17 protein-coding genes are annotated in these 18,865 nt (G+C 72.2%); 7 read left to right on the forward strand and 10 right to left on the reverse strand.

The features are described from left to right. Window positions 1–182 precede the first annotated feature (182 nt). The 5 genes from EAO73_RS09015 to EAO73_RS09035 all read right to left on the reverse strand — a co-directional run bounded on the left by EAO73_RS09015 (window position 183) and on the right by EAO73_RS09035 (window position 4,047). Window positions 183–1,259: a sensor histidine kinase gene (locus tag EAO73_RS09015; protein ID WP_147970865.1), complete on the reverse strand. Its 1,077-nt coding sequence runs from the start codon at window positions 1,257–1,259 to the stop codon at window positions 183–185. Continuing rightward, window positions 1,256–1,993 carry a response regulator transcription factor gene (locus EAO73_RS09020; protein WP_073963975.1) on the reverse strand — a complete coding sequence of 246 codons (738 nt, stop codon included), beginning with the start codon at window positions 1,991–1,993 and terminating at the stop codon, window positions 1,256–1,258. The genes EAO73_RS09015 and EAO73_RS09020 overlap by 4 nt, the downstream gene beginning before the upstream one ends. 235 nt (window positions 1,994–2,228) lie before the next feature. Further along, window positions 2,229–2,921, reverse strand: coding sequence for a spermidine synthase (locus EAO73_RS09025; protein ID WP_147970866.1), 693 nt, complete (start codon window positions 2,919–2,921; stop codon window positions 2,229–2,231). A 93-nt stretch (window positions 2,922–3,014) separates the two neighbouring features. Then, complete coding sequence (locus tag EAO73_RS09030; protein ID WP_147970867.1) at window positions 3,015–3,593, reverse strand: isochorismatase family protein; 579 nt, start codon at window positions 3,591–3,593, stop codon at window positions 3,015–3,017. 52 nt (window positions 3,594–3,645) lie between these two features. Then, window positions 3,646–4,047, reverse strand: coding sequence for a DUF4259 domain-containing protein (locus tag EAO73_RS09035; RefSeq protein ID WP_147970868.1), 402 nt, complete (start codon window positions 4,045–4,047; stop codon window positions 3,646–3,648). Between the two features lie 180 nt (window positions 4,048–4,227). Between EAO73_RS09035 and lon the strand changes: the two genes are divergently transcribed. Beyond that, window positions 4,228–6,648 (forward strand): endopeptidase La, encoded by a 2,421-nt coding sequence (gene lon / locus EAO73_RS09040; RefSeq protein ID WP_147970869.1) that lies wholly within the window; start codon window positions 4,228–4,230, stop codon window positions 6,646–6,648. A 99-nt stretch (window positions 6,649–6,747) separates the two neighbouring features. Here the strand turns inward: lon and EAO73_RS09045 are convergent, their stop codons facing one another. Both EAO73_RS09045 and EAO73_RS09050 read right to left on the reverse strand, forming a co-directional pair. After that, on the reverse strand, window positions 6,748–7,536 hold the full coding sequence (locus EAO73_RS09045) for a polysaccharide deacetylase family protein (RefSeq protein ID WP_412074570.1): 789 nt from the start codon (window positions 7,534–7,536) through the stop codon (window positions 6,748–6,750). A gap of 177 nt (window positions 7,537–7,713) precedes the next feature. After that, on the reverse strand, window positions 7,714–8,556 hold the full coding sequence (locus tag EAO73_RS09050) for a lysozyme (RefSeq protein ID WP_147970870.1): 843 nt from the start codon (window positions 8,554–8,556) through the stop codon (window positions 7,714–7,716). Window positions 8,557–8,781: 225 nt separating this feature from the next. On the opposite strand from EAO73_RS09050, the gene EAO73_RS09055 reads away from it, so the two are divergent. Further along, complete coding sequence (locus EAO73_RS09055; RefSeq protein WP_376555169.1) at window positions 8,782–9,309, forward strand: MarR family winged helix-turn-helix transcriptional regulator; 528 nt, start codon at window positions 8,782–8,784, stop codon at window positions 9,307–9,309. Here EAO73_RS09055 and EAO73_RS09060 read toward each other — a convergent pair. Beyond that, on the reverse strand, window positions 9,294–10,079 hold the full coding sequence (locus EAO73_RS09060; protein WP_147970872.1) for a protein phosphatase 2C domain-containing protein: 786 nt from the start codon (window positions 10,077–10,079) through the stop codon (window positions 9,294–9,296). The two genes, EAO73_RS09055 and EAO73_RS09060, sit on opposite strands and share 16 nt — an antisense overlap. Before the next feature lie 363 nt (window positions 10,080–10,442). Between EAO73_RS09060 and EAO73_RS09065 the strand changes: the two genes are divergently transcribed. The 5 genes from EAO73_RS09065 to EAO73_RS09085 are packed head-to-tail and all read left to right on the forward strand — an operon-like array spanning window position 10,443 to window position 16,140. After that, window positions 10,443–13,337: a nitrate- and nitrite sensing domain-containing protein gene (locus EAO73_RS09065; RefSeq protein ID WP_147970873.1), complete on the forward strand. Its 2,895-nt coding sequence runs from the start codon at window positions 10,443–10,445 to the stop codon at window positions 13,335–13,337. Next, the gene (locus EAO73_RS09070) at window positions 13,334–13,816 is read left to right on the forward strand and encodes a roadblock/LC7 domain-containing protein (protein ID WP_147970874.1); all 483 of its coding nucleotides are present in this window, start codon (window positions 13,334–13,336) and stop codon (window positions 13,814–13,816) included. The genes EAO73_RS09065 and EAO73_RS09070 overlap by 4 nt, the downstream gene beginning before the upstream one ends. Continuing rightward, window positions 13,813–14,229, forward strand: a complete 417-nt coding sequence (locus EAO73_RS09075) for a DUF742 domain-containing protein (protein ID WP_147970875.1) — start codon at window positions 13,813–13,815, stop codon at window positions 14,227–14,229. Before EAO73_RS09070 ends, EAO73_RS09075 begins: the two co-directional genes overlap by 4 nt. Further along, on the forward strand, window positions 14,210–14,857 hold the full coding sequence (locus EAO73_RS09080; RefSeq protein WP_147970876.1) for a GTP-binding protein: 648 nt from the start codon (window positions 14,210–14,212) through the stop codon (window positions 14,855–14,857). Before EAO73_RS09075 ends, EAO73_RS09080 begins: the two co-directional genes overlap by 20 nt. Before the next feature lie 41 nt (window positions 14,858–14,898). After that, a complete protein-coding gene (locus EAO73_RS09085) occupies window positions 14,899–16,140 on the forward strand; it encodes a styrene monooxygenase/indole monooxygenase family protein (protein ID WP_147970877.1) in 1,242 nt (413 codons plus the stop codon). Between the two features lie 25 nt (window positions 16,141–16,165). On the opposite strand, the gene EAO73_RS09090 is transcribed toward EAO73_RS09085, so the two are convergent. Both EAO73_RS09090 and EAO73_RS36420 read right to left on the reverse strand, forming a co-directional pair. Next, a complete protein-coding gene (locus EAO73_RS09090) occupies window positions 16,166–17,329 on the reverse strand; it encodes a C40 family peptidase (RefSeq protein WP_147970878.1) in 1,164 nt (387 codons plus the stop codon). Between the two features lie 174 nt (window positions 17,330–17,503). Then, window positions 17,504–18,865 (reverse strand): PQQ-binding-like beta-propeller repeat protein (locus EAO73_RS36420; RefSeq protein WP_224756217.1); only part of this gene is annotated, 1,362 nt, incomplete at its 5' end.

An 18,865-nucleotide genomic window follows, 5' to 3' on the forward strand; every position in this document is an offset into this window, starting at 1 on the left:
TGCAGGCCGGGGAGGTCTTCGTCGTGCAAGTCACATCGAAAGCCGGGTTTCGGCACAGGAAATGGCGGGAAACAAGCATGGTTCCGCTTCACTCCGGGTACGCGAGGCCGCCGCGGCGGCCCCTTGGACCGTACCCCTTGAAGAGAACACGCAGAACGCGCCCTTCCGGTTCGAACCCTATGTCAACCTCGCGGTTGCGGAATCCCCGGAAGAGTGACGCGGATGCGGCAGCCGCGAGCAGATTCGGCCACTCCGATCCGGCCGCCGTGCAGATCCACCGCCCAGCGCGCGATCGCCAGCCCGAGACCCGTGCCACCGTCGCTGCCCGGACCGTGCGGGGAGGCCACGTCGCCCCGGTTGAAACGCTCGAAGACGCGGTGCCGCTCCGACTCCGGGATGCCCGGACCCTCGTCCAGCACCTCCAGGTGCAGGGACTCCGGCTGCGGGCCGCGCCGCGCCAGCACCGTCACCCGGCCGTGCGGCGGGCTGTGCTTGACGGCGTTGTCGATGAGATTGGCCACCACCTGGTGCAGCCGCTCCGCGTCCGCGTGCGCGGTCAGCTCCGGCGGTGACACGTCCAGGTGCAGATGGACGTCCGTACGCGAGTGGTTGCCGGAACCCGAGGACAGCCGGCGGTGCGCGGCGGCGAGGTTCGCCTCCTTCAGCACGCCCGAGAGGTACGGCCACACCTCGAAGCGGTTGGCCTTCAGCGTCACCACGCCGTTGTCCAGCCGGGACAGGTCGAGCAGCGTCTCCACCAGCCGGCCCAGGCGCTCCGTCTGTTTCAGCGCCGTACGCATCGTCTCGGGGTCGGCCGAGGACACCCCGTCCACGACGTTCTCCAGGACGGCTCTCAGCGCCGCGATGGGCGTGCGCAGCTCGTGCGAGACATTCGCCACCAGCTCCTTGCGGTGCCGGTCCACCGCCGCCAGGTCGTCGGCCATCAGATTGATGGTCTGCGCCAGGTCGCCGAGCTCGTCGCGACGGCCCGCCCCGTTGACCCGCCGGGTGTAGTCCCCGTGCGAGATCGACCGGGCCACCGCGCGCATCTCGTCCAGCGGCGCGGTCAGGCCGTGCGCCACGAACTGGGTGATCAGCAGGGTCGCGATGACCGAGAACACGGTGATGAACCGCAGCTCGGTCCGCGTGCGCAGGGCCACCATGAGCAGCCCCGTCGTGATGAAGACCGACACCACCACCAGGGTGCCCAGCTTGGCCTTGATGGAGAACGGCCGCAGCCCCGGTCCGGGCGCCGTCATGGCGCGGGGGTCTCCAGCGCGTAGCCGACGCCGTGCACGGTACGGATGCGCTCCGCGCCGATCTTCCGGCGCAGCGCCTTGATGTGGCTGTCGACGGTCCGGGTGCCCGAGGCGTCCGCCCAGTCCCAGACCTCCGCGAGCAGCTGTTCCCGGGAGAGCACCGCGCGCGGGGTGTTCGCCAGGCAGACCAGCAGGTCGAACTCGGTCGGGGTCAGATGCACGTCGTCGGCGCGGACCCGCACCCGGCGCTGTGCGTGGTCGATCTCCAGCTCGCCGAGGCGGAGTATGCCGCTGCGCGGCGTCACGGCGGCCAGCGCGGCCCGCTCCACCCGGCGCAGCAGCACATGCACCCGGGCGGCCAGCTCACGCATCGAGAACGGCTTGGTCATGTAGTCGTCGGCGCCGACCCCGAGCCCGACGAGCATGTCCGTCTCGTCGTCCCGCGCGGTCAGCATCAGCACCGGCACCGGCCGCTGGGCCTGTACACGGCGGCAGACCTCCAGGCCGTCGAAGCCCGGAAGCATGATGTCGAGCACCATGAGGTCCGGCTGCCAGGCCTCCGCCGCGTCCACGGCCGCAGGGCCGTCGAGGGCGGTCTGCACGAGAAAGCCCTCCGCCCGCAGCCGGGCGGAAATGGCATCGACGATCGTGGCGTCGTCCTCGACCACCAGCACCCGGCGCTGCGCGCCCGGGGTGGCCGCGACGCCGCTGTGGGTGGTGTGTGTCTGTTCCATCGCCCCGCCCCTGCCCGTTCTCACGGAGGCCATTCCCCCGGACGTACGGTTTTCGCTCGTGAATTTCGTGGGTGATCCCGCTACCGGTCAGCAGCGTAGAGGCAGCGGAGGGTTTCCGGCTACGCAGGGTGCAAGGCCGTACGCCCCCGGCGGGCGAACGCGGGAGGCGGAGTGTCGCGCTTGTGGGGCTTGGACCCCGGGCGCCCGGGGGTCCGCGATACCCGGCGGGGGAATGTCAGTGCGCTCGAATTGCGAGATGGACCACGTCGGGAACACCTCGGGCAACGCCCACTTCTTCCGCCCGTACCCCCTGGAACCTGGCATTCCGTAGGGCCTGGTCGAATGCGGCGGACGGTTGTGCGGACCACACGGCCAGCACCCCGCCCGGGTTGAGCCGCGCCAGGCAGTCGGCCAGACCTGCGGGGGAGTAGAGGCTGTTGTTGTCCTCGGTGACGGTCCAGTCCGGCCCGTTGTCGATGTCCAGACACAGCGCGTCGTAACGTTCCGTAGTCGTCCCCAGATACGCGACGAGGTCGGTCGTCAGGATCTCCGTACGGGGGTCGGCGAGCGCCGGCCCCGAGATCGCGGCCAGCGGCCCGTCCAGGTGCCAGTCCACGATCGCCCCCTCCCGCTCCGCGACCGCGATCCGCCCCCAGCGCGGCTCGCCGGCGGCCCGTGCGAGCGAGAACCCGACGCCGAGCCCCCCGATGAGCACGGAAGGCGCGGACCGGCCTGCCGGCAGCGCGTCCAGCGCGGCGTCGATCAGCAGCCGCTCGGACCGCCCGTCCGAGGTGTCCATCAGGAAGCACCCGTTGGCGATGATCTCGAATTCCTCGCCCCGCCTGCGCAGAACGACCTCCCCGTACGGTCCCTCGCGGCGGTCCAGGGTGACGGGGGCGTCGGCGTCGGGGCCGAACGTATGGGACATGGTGCTGATCTCCGGTGGCCGTGGTCGGTGTCCCGCCATCCTGTCGCTACGGGGCGGGCGGGGCCAGTGAGTTCGGGCGATGAGGACCGCCGGCTACGCCCCGCCCGGCGCCGCGAACCGCACGTCCGTCGCCGCCGTCGTCACGTCGGCGTCCGCGCTGATCGCCCAGGCGGCGACCCGGGAGACGGCGGCGGCGGGCACCGCTTCGCTGATCCCGGGCGCGGCCGGGACGTCGTGGGTTGCGTGGGCGTCGTACGGGAGGACGACCCGGTAGCCCAGCTCCAGGGCGGTGCGGGCCGTCGCCTGGACGCACATCTCCGACATGACGCCGCAGACGGCCAGCGACTCCACGCCCGCCTCCGTCAGCACGGCGCCCAGGGACGTGTCCTTGAAGCCGTCGTCCCAGGTCTTGCGGATCACGACCTCCGTGGGGCCCTCCTCGACGGGGAGGTGCAGCGCCCAGCCCGGTGTGTACGGCTCGTCGCCCGCGCCCGGGTCGCCGTCGTTCTGGAGGTGGACGACGACCGCGCCCGCCCCGCGCGCCCGTGCCAGCAGCCCGGCCGTACGGTCCAGCAGCACGTCGGCCGAGGGGACGGCCCGGTCGCCGGTCACCCCGTCCTTCTGTACGTCCACGACGATCAGGGCCTGCACGGGGAGCGGGGTGTCGGTCATGCGGCCATCCTGTCCGGCCCGGCGCGCGGGCTCCACGGAATATCGGGGGCGCTCAGGGCCGGGGCATAAGGGTCTCGCGCAGGCGGTTGACGCCCGTATGCCAAGGTCCGTCGTCCCCCTCCTCCCAGAGCTCCAGAGGCTCGGACGGCTCCGTGAGGACCCGGTCCAGGGCCCGGAGCGCGAGTTCGCGCAGGCCGGTCAGGTCCGGGAGCGGTTCGTCGGGGCCGTACGCCGAGTCGGCGGGCGCGCCGCCGGGGCACTGCGCCGCGACCAGGGCGGCTGCCGCTATCGCCTCGTTCGCCACGTCCGAGTCCAGGTAGTCCGTGGTGCCCGCCGTCTCGGCGAGCGCGGCCCGGACCATCTCCTCGCGCGCCTCCGGGGCGGCGTCGTCCAGGCCGCCGCACCAGTCGGCGGCGGTGTCGTTGTCGAAGGGGCCCACGTCCCACGTACCCATATGTCTCTCCCTGCCGAGTCGATCTCCACGCATCGTGACAGGCGCCACTGACAACGCCCGCGGAGCGCCCTGCCGGACCGGCGGCAGCTGATCGCTCAGAGCGAACAGGGCTCGGGGAACATAGAGCGGCTCACATGCATTGAGTCGGTATAGCTCAACTTGACTGCCGAAGGGGAGATCATGGCTACTGAGTCCACTGCCGTCACACCGCTCACCCTGCCCGTGCTGCCGCTCGACGACGAGGTCGTGCTGCCCGGAATGGTGGTGCCTCTGGACCTGTCGGACACCGAGGTGCGCGCCGCCGTGGAGGCCGCGCAGGCTGCCGCCCGGGAGGGCGGGGGCAAGCCCGAGGTGCTGCTCGTCCCGCGCATCGACGGGACGTACACCGGGATCGGGGTCCGCGGCACCGTGGAGCAGGTCGGACGGCTCTCCGACGGCGATCCGGGCGCCCTCATCCGGGGCCGCGACCGGGTCAGGATCGGAGCGGGCACCAGCGGGCCGGGCGCCGCGCTCTGGGTCGAAGGGGTCCGGGTGGACGACTCCGTCCCCGACCCCCTGCCCGGGGCCGTCGCCGACCTGGTCAAGGAGTACAAGGCGCTCGCCACCAGCTGGCTCAAGAAGCGCGGCGCCTGGCAGGTCGTGGACCGGGTCCAGCAGATCGAGGGCGTCTCCGCGCTCGCCGACAACTCCGGATACTCCCCCTTCCTCACCACCGCCCAGAAGGTGCGCCTGCTGGAGACGACCGATCCGGTCGCCCGGCTGAAGCTCGCCATCCAGTGGCTCGGCGAACACCTCGCCGAGCAGGACGTCGCCGAGTCGATCGCCAAGGACGTCCAGGAGGGCGTCGACAAGCAGCAGCGCGAGTTCCTGCTGCGGCGCCAGCTCGACGCCGTACGCAAGGAGCTGTCGGAGCTCAACGGCGATCCGGAGGACGAGTCCGACGACTACCGGGCCCGCGTCGAGGCCGCCGACCTGCCCGAGCACGTCCGCGAGGCCGCGCTCAAGGAGGTCGACAAGCTGGAGCGCTCCTCCGACCAGAGCCCCGAGGGTTCCTGGATCAGGACCTGGCTCGACACCGTCCTCGAACTGCCCTGGACCGAGCGGACCGAGGACGCGTACGACATCAAGGGCGCCCAGGAGATCCTGGACGCCGAGCACGCCGGCCTCCAGGACGTGAAGGAGCGCATCACCGAGTACCTCGCGGTGCGCAAGCGGCGGGCCGACCGCGGGCTCGGCGTCGTCGGCGGACGGCGCGGCGGCGCGGTGCTGGCCCTGGTGGGTCCGCCCGGCGTCGGCAAGACCTCGCTCGGAGAGTCCGTCGCGCATGCCATGGGCCGCAAGTTCGTCCGCGTCGCCCTCGGCGGTGTCCGGGACGAGGCGGAGATCCGCGGTCACCGGCGTACGTACGTCGGGGCGCTGCCCGGACGCATCGTCCGCGCCATCAAGGAGGCCGGCTCGATGAACCCGGTCGTCCTGCTCGACGAGATCGACAAGGTCGGCTCCGACTTCCGGGGCGACCCGGCCGCGGCCCTCCTCGAAGTGCTCGACCCCGCGCAGAACCACACCTTCCGCGACCACTACCTGGAGGTCGAGCTCGACCTCAGCGACGTCGTCTTCCTGGCCACCGCCAACGTCCTGGAGGCCATCCCGGAGGCGCTGCTCGACCGCATGGAGCTGGTCAGGCTCGACGGCTACACCGAGGACGAGAAGGTCGTCATCGCCCGCGACCACCTGCTCCCGCGCCAGCTGGAGCGGGCCGGACTGGAGAAGGACGAGGTCGCGCTCGACGAGCCGGCGCTGCGCAAGCTGGCCGGCGAGTACACCCGCGAGGCCGGGGTCCGGAACCTGGAGCGGGCCGTCGCCCGGCTGCTGCGCAAGGTCGCGGCCCAGCACGAACTGGGCGACCGCGAGCTGCCGTTCACGGTGGGCGCGGACGACCTGCGCGGTCTCATCGGCCGCCCGCACCACGTGCCCGAGTCCGCTCAGGACCCGGCCGAGCGCCGGACCGCGGTGCCGGGCGTGGCCACCGGACTCGCGGTGACCGGGGCCGGCGGGGACGTCCTGTTCGTGGAGGCGTCGCTGGCCGACCCGGAGACCGGGGCGTCCGGACTGACCCTCACCGGCCAGCTCGGCGACGTCATGAAGGAGTCCGCGCAGATCGCGCTGAGCTTCCTGCGGTCGCACGGCGCGGAACTGGAACTGCCGGTCGCGGACCTCAAGGACCGCGGGGCGCACATCCACTTCCCGGCGGGCGCGGTGCCGAAGGACGGCCCGAGCGCCGGCATCACGATGACGACCGCGCTGGCCTCGCTGCTCTCCGGACGGCTGGTCCGCACGGACGTGGCGATGACGGGTGAGGTCTCGCTGACCGGGCGGGTGCTGCCGATCGGCGGCCTGAAGCAGAAGCTGCTGGCCGCGCACCGTGCGGGCATCACCACCGTGGTGATCCCCAAGCGGAACGAGGCCGACCTGGACGACGTCCCGGCCGAGGTGCTGGAGACCCTGGAGGTCCACCCGGTCACCGACGTCCGCCAGGTCCTGGAGATCGCCCTCGCCCCGGCCACGGCCCCGGCGGAGCGCCGGATTCCGGCCGCGGCGTAGCCGCCACGGCGTGACGGACGTGGCAGCACGGACACGGCCGGTACGGGCGGCCCGCCTCCCCCTCGCGGGGAGGCGGGCCGTTCCGCGTACGGGCAGGTCCTACGGGCGGTAGATCGTGCCCGGGACCGGCTCGGCGGGTGCCATCAGCTGGGGGACCGTCACGAAGGTGTAGCCCTGCTTCTTCAGCGCGTCGATGATGCCCGGCACGGCCGGCACCGTGCCCTTGTAGATGTCGTGCAGCAGGATGATGCCGTCCTTGCTCGCCTGGTCGAGGATCCGCTTCTTGATCAGCGAGGAGTCGGTCGTCGAGTAGTCCTTGGCGGTGGCGCTCCACAGGATCTGGGAGAGCCCGAGGTCCTTGCTGATCCCGGAGACGGTGTCGTCCGTGCGGCCCTGCGGCGGGCGCATCAGCCGGGGCTTCTTGCCGGTGACCGCCGCTATCGCGTTCTGCGTCTTCTCCAGCTCGGCGCGTATCTCGGCCGGCTTCTTGTCCGTGAGGATCTCGTGCGACCAGGTGTGGTTGGCGATCTCGTGCCCCTCGGCCGCGAGCCGGCGCACGGTGTCGGGGTGCTTCTTCACGTGGTTCTTGCCCAGCAGGAAGAACGTCGCGTGGACCTTCTTCTCCTTGAGGATGTCCAGCAGATGGGGAGTGTCCTCGCCCGGCCCCGCGTCGAAGGTCAGGGCGATGCACTTGGCCTTGCGGCAGTCCACCGGGCCGAACGATCCCTTGGCGTCCGAGCCGGCGTCGGCGCGGGCCGAGCCCGGCGCGGTGGTGTCCATCGAGCACCCGCTCAACGTCATCGTGAGCGCTGTCACAAGAGCGACGGCCAACCCCGTACCGATCGACTTCCTCTTACTGGGCACGGCGTGCCACTCCCTCGTGTGCATGGGCGCACTGGTGTGCGACCTGGAGCGGCGACTATACCTGTGAGGTATACACCGGGTTCATAGCGGGGTCGGTTCCCCGCCTCGTACGCGAAGTGCCTGGTCGGGAGCGTGCGGACGCGACGAAGCCCGGCGACGGGGTGCGTCACCGGGCTCCGCGGGGCGAGGAGGCCGCCGCCGTTATCCGTTGGCGAGTGCCTGTACGCGGTCGAGCGCGCCGTTGAAGTGGTTGTGGTCACCCACCGTCGGGCCGGACGAGGTGTACTGCCAGATCGTGTAGAAGCCCCAGCCGGCCGGGAGCTCGCCGACCGTGGTGTTGTAGCGGGCCACCCACAGCGGGTTGGTGGTCGCGAAGCCGCCGTTGTTGCCGGTGCAGTCCTTCCACCAGCTGGTCGCGGTGTAGATGACCGCGTCCCGCCCGGTGCGCGCCTTGTACGTGTTCACGAAGTCACGGATCCACGCGACCATCTGGGCCGCGGTCTTGCCGTAGCACTGGGCGCCGTACGGGTTCCACTCGATGTCGAGCACGCCCGGCAGGGTCTTGCCGTCCCTGGACCAGCCGCCCCCGTGGTCCACGAAGTAGTTGGCCTGCGTGGCACCGCTCGTGGTGTCGGGCGTGGCGAAGTGGTACGAGCCGCGGATCATCCCGACGTTGTACGAGCCGTTGTACTGCTGGGCGAAGTAGGGGTTCGTGTAGTACGTGCCCTCGGTGGCCTTGGTGTAGGCCCACTTGACGCCGCTGTTCCACAGCGTCGACCAGGCGACGTTGCCCTGGTGGCTGCTGACGTCCACGCCCTCGGTCTGGGCGGCGCGGCCCTCGACCGGCAGACCGCCCTTGCCGTCGTGGGCGACGACGCCCATACCCATGGTGGCGGTGCCCCGGGCGGGCGCGGTGGGGTCGCCGCCGGCCGCGTTGGACGCGCCGGGCAGGGCGATGAGGAGGGAGAGAGCTGCGAGCAGAGTGCCGGCCGCCGCGAAGCGCGAGCGGCGGGTGGTCTTGGAGCCGGATCTGTGCACGGGCATTGCGTGCCTCCGAGGCCTCAGTGGGGGGATCTGCTGACCCGGGGGGCGCCGCACGGCGACCCCGGCGGCATGCCATGGTGTGAACATGCCATGCATGACGCTACGCACGTAGACCCGCGCGGCGGAAGAGGGCCTGGGCTGTGCCGTTGGTCTACTCCTGCGAAATACTGACGGAGCTGCGGCGATGACCGGCGGCGAAGAAAACTTTCACCGGCAGGAAAGCTCATGAGGGGTGTTGACGTGCAGGGGAGCGAAAGCGGGCGTGAACCCGGCGCGACCGGAGGAAGTGGTGTGGACCACGAATTCCTCGCCCTGGAGCTTGAGTTGGCCGTCTTCCTGCGGCGCGCGCGGGCCAATTCCGGTGAGATGGCGCGCGAGGTGCACCCCGAACTGGAGGCCGCCGCGTACGGGCTCTTCGTACGCCTGGAGTCCGCGGGCCGGCAGCGGGCCACCGATCTCGCCGCGTACTTCGGCGTCGGCAAGGCCACCATGAGCCGTCAGCTCCGCGCCCTGGAAGCCCTCGGACTGGTGGCGCGCGAGCCCGACCCCGCCGACGGGCGCGCCTTCCTCGTCCACCTCACCGAGGAGGGCCTCGCCCGTTTCCGCAGTGTGCGCGACGCCCGCCGCGACCGTTACGTCCGCAAGCTCGCCGACTGGGACCGCGCCGAGGTGGCGGAACTGGCCCGGCTGCTGCACCAGCTGAACGCCAGCGCGGAGGACCTGAGGGAGCCGCCGCCTCACAGCCGCGCGTAGACCGCCGTCGCGTCGTCGTGCGTCTTGCTCCGCCGCAGATGCTTACGCTCCGTGTCCGCGTCCTCAAGGGCCCGGACCCGGTCGATCAGCCCCTGGGGCCCCTCCTTCTCCAGCACTCCGAGGCACGCCGCCCAGTCGCCCTCGCCGAACATCTCCGTCCAGCGGCTCGCGCCGTCCGTCATCGCCGCCAGCGCCCGCACCCCGGCGCGCGGCGTCCGCCCGGTGACCGCGCGCTCCGCGACGGCCGGGTCGGCGGCGGCCGTGAAGAAGCCGCCCTCCTTGTTGCGCGCGCGGGCGTCGGCCACCGCCTCCGAGACCAGCAGCTCCCGGGGCAGCCGGTCGAGCCGGTCGTCCAGCACCGCGCGGACCTCCCCGGCCGGCGACTCGATCAGCAGCACCGAATCGGACAGCACCAGGTGCTCGATCCCGGCCTCGTCCCAACGCACCACGACGACGGTTGCCTGTGGCGTACGCACGTGAGAAAGGTCACACGTGGAACGGTGGCTGTCCGCGGTGCGCCGGATGGACTCCGCGAGGATCTCCCGCAAGGTCAGATCCCGCCGCGAACCGGACAGTTCGACCAGGGCCCCGCCCAGCCGTGCGGTGAACCAGGGAACCGAGTGCACACAACCGGTGTCGCCCCTCGGCGGGGTGACGCCGTCGAGCAGCACCAGTCCACCACCCCGACCGGAAGCGGGGAGGACCGTGGCTGTCCAGTCCTCGTTCGGGCGATCGGTGGCGCCGGCGGCGGTCGCGAGTTCGATACGCATACGGCCAGTCTGCACGATGCCTTCACCGTGCCTGCACGGCACCGGGATTGGTGCGTACCAGCAGGTCAGACGGCCGGCCGAGGCGGAAGGAATCACTCCGCCCAGGGGTGCGGGCGGGCATCCTGCCAAAGCCCGCCCGGAAGTTCCAGCCGGTGTCCACGCATGGCGCCGGGGCCGGCCGGGGAGACTTGTTCGCCAACTCGGGAGTGATGTTCACTCGTTCGTGTGGCGGAGCGGTTGATGCGCGCCCCCTCCTGAAAAGCACTGGAATGGTCGGAAGCCGTACCAGGGGGCGGGACGCTCGATATGTGACCGTGCGTCACCTCTGCTTCAAGGGCGGACGAGTCAAGATTGCGAGCACCGGTGCAGAAGAAGCGGCCTCGGAGCAAGGGCGGCAGCAACAGCGGTTCCGGAGCGGCGCCGACGGCCCCGGCCGAGGGCGGTCGCACCGTACGCGTCCGCAGCCGGCTGGTCGCGGGCGTCGCCGTCGTCGGGATCACCGTCATAGCTGCGGGAGCACCGGCCGTGCTCGCCGCCTCGTCCGAGCTCAACGACTCGCAGCACCTGGTCACCCTCGCCGAGCTGAACCAGCAGGCCATCTCCCTGGCCCACTCCCTCGCCGACGAACGCGACGACGTCACCGTGTACATCGCGGGCGGCCGGGAGGGCGAGCCGGGCGGCCGGGGCGCCCGCGTCGACCAGCAGGTGGACGAGATCCGGGACACAGCCCCCGCCGACCTGCTCCGCGACCTGTCCACCATCCCCTCCCTGCGCCGGGACGCCGTCAGCGGCAAGGGCACGGCGCTGGAGGCCCACCGGGCGTACTCCGAGGTCATCGCCAAGCTCCAGGGCCTCGCCGACGAGCTCGCCCGCAGCACTCCGCCGCGCGCCGCCGACGCGGCCCGCACCCCGCAGGCGCTCGGCCGGGCCACCGAACAGGCCTCCGCCGCCCGCGGGCTGTTGCTCGCCGCGCTCGCGGTGCCCCGACCGGAGCCGGTGCCGCCGCGGACCGACCCGTTCACCGGTCTCCCTGTCGAGTCCCAGGACGAGGGCGAGACCAAGGAGGACCGCACCCGTGACGCGCTGAGCGCCGCCGCCCAGCAGGCCCGGGTCGGTGAACTCTCCGCGCTCGCCGACTTCGACCAGGCCGCCGGTGCCACCGCGCGCGACAAGCTGGCCGCCACCGTCACCGGACCGGAGGTCAACAGCGCCGAGAAGTACCTCGCCGAGCTGACCGACCGCCCCGAACTGTCCGACTCCGACCTGAAGGTCAGCGACAAGAAGGTCGCCGCGGCCCTCTCCGCCCGCGTCGACCGGATGCGCTCGGTCGAGTCCGCGCTCGGCACCACCCAGGTCCAGCGGCTGGAGCAGCTGCGCGACGACGACGTCACCGCACTCGAACTGCGCATCGCGCTCCTCGGCGGCTGCCTGCTCGTCGCCGTCGCCGTCTCCACCGCCGTCGCCCGCACCCTCACCCAGCCGCTCGCCGTGCTGCGGATCGGAGCGGCCCGGCTCGCCGCCGAACCCGCCGCCGCCGAACCGGTCCGCTACACGGGCCGCAACGACGAGTTCGCCCAGGTCGTCCGCTCCATCAACGCCCTGCACGGCCGGCTCCACGGGCTGCTCACGGAGTTCAACGGCCGATTCGAGAAGCTGGAGACCGAGCGCGCCGAGCTGATCGCCGGCCGCGAGGCGCTCACGGCCCAGCGCGCCGAACTCCAGGTGCGCGCCGCCGACCTGACGGCCCAGCTGGAGAAGCTGAAGAACACCGTCCACCACACCTTCGTCAACCTCTCGCTGCGCACCCTCGGCCTCGTCGAGCGGCAGCTCGGTGTCATCGAGTCCCTGGAGGAGCGCGAGCAGGACCCGGAGCGGCTCGGCACGCTCTTCAAGCTCGACCACATGGCCACGGTCATGCGCCGCCACAGCGAGAACATGCTGGTCCTCGCCGGTGCGGACCACGGCCACGGTCATGCGGGCCCGATCCCGCTGGTCGACGTCCTGCGCGCGGCCGTCAGCGAGATCGAGCGGTACGAGCGGGTCACCATCCAGTCGCTCCCGCCGCACGCCCAGGTCGCCGGGTTCGCCGCGGACGACCTCAGCCACCTGGTCGCGGAACTCCTGGAGAACGCCACCTCCTTCTCCCCGCCCGACTCCCATGTCCAGCTCTCCGGCTGGCTCCTGGAGAGCGGCGAGGTGATGCTCTCCGTGCAGGACGAGGGCATCGGCATGTCCTCCGTACGGATGGGCGAGCTGAACACCCGCCTCGCCGACCCGACGCTCTTCGAGGCCGGCGAGCAGAACGCGGACGGGGCCGGGCTCGGTCTCCAGGTCACTTCGCTGCTCGCCGCCCGCCACGGCGTACGGGTGGAGCTGCGCGAGCAGAAGGGGAGCGGGGTGACCGCGGTCGTCGTGCTCCCCGAGGCCCTGCTGCCCAAGGCCCTCCCGGCCGCGACCCCGCCGCCGGTCACCGCCCCCGGCGACGCGCCCACGCTCAACCTGCCGGGCTCGGTCGCCGAGGCCAACTCCAACACCCTGCCGGGCCGCGCCGCGTCCACCTCCGACGACCCCATGATCGCGGCGGCGGAACGGGCCCTCGCGGGGGCGGGGGCGGCGAAGCCGCCGGTGGACGCTCCGGAGCCCGTGGCTCCGGCGGACGCGGACGCGCCGGAGGAGCCCGAGAGCCCTGTTGCCCCCGAGCCCGTGGAGGCCGATCAGCCGGCGGAGGCCCCCGAGCCGGCCCACGACCCCGAGGCCACCCTCCAGGTGCGCCTGCCCCGGCCGCCCGTCGCCGAGAGCGCGACCGCCGCAGGCCCGTACGCCATCGGCCCCGATCGCCACGAGCGCGCCGCCGACGAGGCCCCGCACACGGACCCGGCGGCCGTGACCCCCGCTCCGGCGGAACCCGCCGAGCCGGCCCCCGCGGCCCCCGCGCACGCGGAACGTGCCGAGACCGTCCCCGGCCCCCGTAGGCCCAAGGCCGAGGCCGTCACCGACAAGGGACTGCCCAAGCGGACCCCCAAGGTCGTCCGGCCCGCGGAGGCACCCGCCACCGAGCGGCGGGGGAGCGTCGACAAGGAGGCGCTGCGGCGCCGGCTCGGCGGCTTCCACCAGGGCGCCAAGGACGGCCGCCGCGACGTCGAGGCCGAGCTGGCCGAGGGCGCCGGCACCACACGTACCGAGCACGCCGAGCCGGCAGGCCGCAGTGACGGCCGGACCGGAGAGACGGGGGACACAGTCGAGGAGGCACGCAGTTGACTGCGCCCAGCACATTCGGGCTGAGCACCGAGGCCCGGAACCTGCACTGGCTGCTGAGCAATCTGGTGGAGGAGGTGCCAGGGGTCCACTCGGTCACCGTCGTCTCGTCCGACGGGCTGATGCTGCTGTCCTCCGACCCCGGCCACCACGACGCCGCCGAGTCCGCGGCCCCGCAGAACGGACCGCGCGGCTCCAGCGCCGACCTGGCGACCATCGTCTCCGGCATCGGCAGCCTCACCGTCGGCGCCGCGAAGCTGATGGAGGGCGGCGGCGTCAAGCAGACCATGGTCGCCATGGAGGAGGGCAGTGTCTTCGTCATGTCGATCAGCGACGGATCGCTGCTCGGGGTGCACGCCGCGCCCGACTGCGACATGGGCGTCATCGCGTACCACATGGCCCTGTTCGTCGGCCGCGCCGGACACGTACTCACCCCCGAACTCCGCAGTGAACTGCGCAAATCGATGGAGAGCGCCCAGTGAGCCACGCCGCAGCCGGACCCGCCCGCAAGCTTCCCGTACGAGGGGCCGGCAAACGGCCCGCGCGGGTCCGTCCGTACTCGCTGACCGGCGGCCGCACCCGCTTCGGGCACGTCCTGCTCGTCGAGACGTTCGTCGCCGCGCTGGAGGCTCCGGAGGAGCGCCGCGAGCTGACCAACGGCAATCTGACGTCCCGGCTGATGCCGGAGCTCAGGGCCATCGTCGAGATCTGCCGCCGGATGCGCACCGTCGCGGAGATCTCGGCGCTGCTGAAGATGCCGCTCGGCGTGGTCCGGGTGCTGCTCAGCGACTTGGCCGACCAGGGAAAGATCCGCGTGTACGGGACCGGGCACGGCACCGGCCAGCCCGACCGCGCACTGCTCGAAAGGGTGCTCGATGGACTCCGCCGTCTCTGAGTCGCTGTTCGCACCGCGGCAGCCCGGCCCGGAGGACCAGCCCGAGGAGAAGCTCCAGCCCTGGCAGCTGGACCGCACCAGGGCCCCGATCGCCACGAAGATCGTGGTCGCGGGCGGCTTCGGCGTCGGCAAGACCACGTTCGTCAGCGCGGTCTCCGAGATCACCCCGTTGCAGACCGAGGCGATGATGACCCGGGCCAGCGAGGACACCGACGACCTCAGCGCCACCCCGGACAAGGCCACCACGACGGTCGCCATGGACTTCGGGCGGCTGACGCTCGACGACGACCTCGTGCTGTACGTGTTCGGCACGCCGGGCCAGCAGCGGTTCTGGTTCATGTGGGACGACCTGGTGCGCGGTGCGATCGGTGCCGTCGTCATGGCCGACACCCGCCGCCTCGCCGACTGCTTCCCCGCCCTCGACTACTTCGAGAGCTGCGGGCTGCCGTACATCGTGGCCGTCAACCACTTCGAGGGAACGCCGGGCTTCGAGGCCGACGACGTCCGGGAGGCCCTGACCGTACCCGCGCACGTGCCGATAGTGATCATGGACGCGCGCAACAGGATCACGGTCGTCGAGTCCCTGCTGGCCCTCGTCGGCCACGCCCTCGACGCCACCCCCGCGTAGCCCCCCGCCTCCCCCTCAGCACCACACAACGGAGAACCGCGATGCGGAAGATACTGATAGTCGGAGCCGGTCAGTCCGGGCTCCAGCTCGCCCTGGGACTTCAGTCCAAGGGGTACGAGGTCACCCTGATGTCCAACCGCACGGCCGACGAGATCCGCTCCGGCCGGGTCATGTCGACGCAGTGCATGTTCCACACCGCGCTCCAGCACGAGCGGGACCTCCAGCTCAACTTCTGGGAGTCCCAGGCCCCCCGCATCGAGGGACTCGGCGTCTCGGTCGCCGCCCCCGACTCCTCGCGGGCCATCGACTGGGTCGGCAGGCTCGACGGCTACGCCCAGTCCGTGGACCAGCGCGTCAAGATGGCCGGCTGGATGGAGACCTTCGCCCAGCGCGGCGGTCAGCTCGTCATCCACGGCGCGGCCGTCTCGGACCTGGACTACTTCTCGCGCACCTACGACCTGGTGCTGGTCGCGGCCGGCAAGGGCGAGCTGGTCTCGATGTTCGGCCGGGACGCGTCCCGTTCGCCGTACGACGCCCCGCAGCGCGCGCTGGCCGTCGCGTACGTGCACGGCATGGGCCCGCGCCCGGAGCACCCCGACTTCGACGCGGTCCGCTGCAACCTGGTCCCGGGCGTCGGCGAGCTGTTCGTGATGCCGACCCTGACCACCTCGGGCCGCGCCGACATCCTGTTCTGGGAGGGCGTCCCGGGCGGGCCGCTCGACGCGTTCCAGGGTGTCAAGGACCCCTCCGAGCACCTGGCGCTGACGCTGGAGCTGATGGAGCGGTTCACGCCGTGGGAGTACGCCCGCGCCACCAAGGTCGAGCTGACCGACGCCAACGGCACCCTCGCCGGCCGGTACGCCCCCACTGTCCGCAAGCCCGTCGGCCGGCTGCCCGGCGGCGGTCTGGTGCTCGGCGTCGCGGACGTCGTCGTCGCCAACGACCCGATCACCGGCCAGGGCTCCAACTCGGCGTCCAAGTGCGCCGCCGCCTACCTGGACGCGATCGTCGAGCACGGCGACCGCCCGTTCGACGAGGCGTGGATGCAGGGTGCCTTCGACCGCTACTGGGACACCGCCCAGCACGTCACCAAGTGGACCAACGCCATGCTCGGCGTCCCGCCGGAGCACGTGCTGAACCTGATCGGCGCCGCCGGGCAGCTCCAGCCGGTCGCGGACCGCTTCGCCAACGGCTTCAACGACCCGGCGGACTTCGAGAACTTCTTCTTCGAGCCGGAGAAGACGAACGCCTACCTCGCCTCGGTGGCGGGCCCGGCCGCCTGATCCGGAGGCCCTTCTCGGCCCGGCCTTACGAGGCCGGGGCCGAGGCGGCCCCGTACCCCTCGTCCGAGCCGGCGGTCGCGCCCTCGGGGAGTTCCGGGCCCTTGTACGAGGCCAGCGGCGCGCCGGCCGGGTCGGGCCGGACCGCGCCGAGCACCGGGTTGGACGCCACCGGGGAGACCTTCACACTGGTGCCGGGCCGGGGCGCCTGCACCACGAGGCCGTTGCCGATGTACAGCGCCACATGGGTCGCCTTCGGGAAGTAGACCACCAGGTCGCCGGGGCGCAGCGCGCTCATCGGGACCCGGGTCAGCTGCCGCCACTGCTCCTGCGAGGTGCGCGGGATGACGCGGCCGGCGCTCGCCCAGGCCTGCGAGGTGAGCCCGGAGCAGTCGAACGAACCCGGTCCCTCCGCGCCCCACACGTACGGCTTCCCGATCTGGCGGACCGCGTAGCGGACGGCCTCGCCGCCCTGGGCGGTCGGCGGGCGGGACGAGGAGAGCGCCCCGGAGGCGACCAGGGCGTCCTGGGCCTTGTCCGTGTTCTTCTGTTCGAGGCCGGAGACCTCGGCGAGCTGGTCCGTGGAGAGCGTGGCGAGCTTCGCCTCGACCTGCTTCAGCCGGGTCCGTACGGTGTCGCGCTCCTTCTTCTTCCGCGCGGCGAGCGTCCGCTGCTCGGCCAGCACCTTGCGGGACTCCTTCGCCAGCTCGTCGGCCCGCTTCTCGGCCGCGCCGAGCCGCCGCACGCTCGCCGCCCGTCCGGCGGCCAGCCGCTGGATGACCTGGCCCTGGGTCAGGGCGGCCTCGGGGTCGCGCATCAGCAGCAGCCGCAGATACGCGGAGAGGTCGGACCGGCCCTGGTACTGCTCGCGGGCCAGCTGCCCGGCGGCGTCGCGGCCCCTGGCCAGCGAGCGGCGGGCGGTGGCGAGGGCCGCGTCCAGCTTCTTCGCCTTCGCGACCCGCTTCTTCAGCTCGGCCGTCGTGCCGTTGTAGGTCTCGGTGGCCTCTTCGGCCTGCTGGTAGAGCCGCTGCAACTCGCTCAGCAGCCCGGCGACACCGCCGGCCGGGGCGCCCSGGGCGCCCGGGGCGGGCGGCGCGGGGGAGGGGGCCGCGACGGCGGTGGCCGGTGAGACCACGACGACGGCGGCCAGGGCCGCCGTACCGAGGGAACGCACCAGGGTGCCCGACGACACGACATCACCTCCGGAACCGGGGCGAATCGTGCGACTACCCCATGAGTGAGCGCAATTCGTCCATACGCTCACCCGCGGCGGGGCGATGCAAGAACCCGGAGGCGTGGCGGCGGGCCGCCGCCCCCGGATTCGCCCGGAAGGCGGCGGCCCGTGCGCCGGGCGGGTGCGGTGCGGTCAGGCCACCGGGAACGCGTAGACCGTGCGGCCACGGCGGACGACCGCCGTCTTGTCGTAGGCCAGCACCTGGTAGCCGGCGGTGACCGTCTCGCCGTCCGGGTCCTGGTTGCCGATGTCCTGGAACTTCCACAGGCGCTTGCCGTCCGCCGCCGAGAACGCGGTGACCTGGCCGGGGTCGGCGGCGAGCACCGTGTCACCGGAGCCGCTGACCGAGACCACGGGGGCCTTCCCGCCCGTCGCCTCCGTCGAACGCCGCCACTTCGGCTTTCCGGTCGACGGGTCGACCGCCCCCACCTCCTGGTTGCGATTCGTGGTGTACAGCAGGTCGCCCGCGGGGAGCGAGGGCCCGAAGACCGAACCGCGGGTGCCCTTCAGCGTCCACTTCGCCTTGCCGGCGGGCGTCTCGAAGGCACGGAGGTTGGCGCCGTCCGCCGCGTAGATGGTGCCCTCCTCGTCGCCGACGGCGGCTCCGTCGAGGGCGACGTTCCCGAACCTGCGGCTCCACTGCGCCTTGCCGGACTCGCGGTCGAAGCTGCGGAAGACGCCCTTCTTCTTCGCGGCCTTGAGGGCGGCCGGGGTGAGCGTCCGGGAGTCCTGGCGTACGACGATGGCGTCGGGCCGGACCGCTATCAGACGGAACACGGGGGCGATCGGGCCACGGCCGCTGGGCACCGGCGTCCGCCACAGCTCCTTGCGCTGCACGATGTCGTAGCCGAACAGGTACGACTTGACGACCTGCCTGTCCTTGCCGGGCTTCTTGCCCTTCTTGGGCTTCGGCGCCTTCACGGTGGTCTTGTGCGACCCGGTGAACCAGATGGTCGCCCCGGCCGAACCGACCAGCGTGCGCACGGAGAGGTCCGGTGCGCCCTCGAAGCCGTCGGCGTACGCGACGCGATGGGTGACCTTGCCGTCCTTCGACGACAGCCACAGGAACTCCGACGGAGCCGCGACGAAGCACAGGTCGTCGCCCGCGGCCAGAGCGGCCTGGCCCTTGGCGCCGTCCGCGTTCTCCCAGAGCCGGCGTCCGGTGCGCAGGTCTACGGCGCTGACGTGGCTGTCGTCGGTGAGGACCAGCAGACGGTCCTTCACGAGGGCGCCGGTCAGCGGGACCGGCTCGGAGGCCGGGTGGTTGTAGATCCAGCGCGGCGTCGGGGCGACTCCGGCGACGCTCGGCCCGGCGGAGGTGGGCGGTGCCGGCTTGGGGTCCGGGTCGGGCTTCGAGTCGTCGCCCGAGGTGATCGCGTACAGCGCCCCGCCGCCGACCAGCAACCCGGCCACGCCCGCCGCCGACCCGAGGAGCAGCCCGCGACGGCTGACACCGCGGCGCCGGGGCTCGGCGGGCGGGGCGACGTTCGGGAC

The sequence above is a fragment of the Streptomyces sp. col6 genome (assembly GCF_008042035.1).
Lineage (GTDB): Bacteria > Actinomycetota > Actinomycetes > Streptomycetales > Streptomycetaceae > Streptomyces.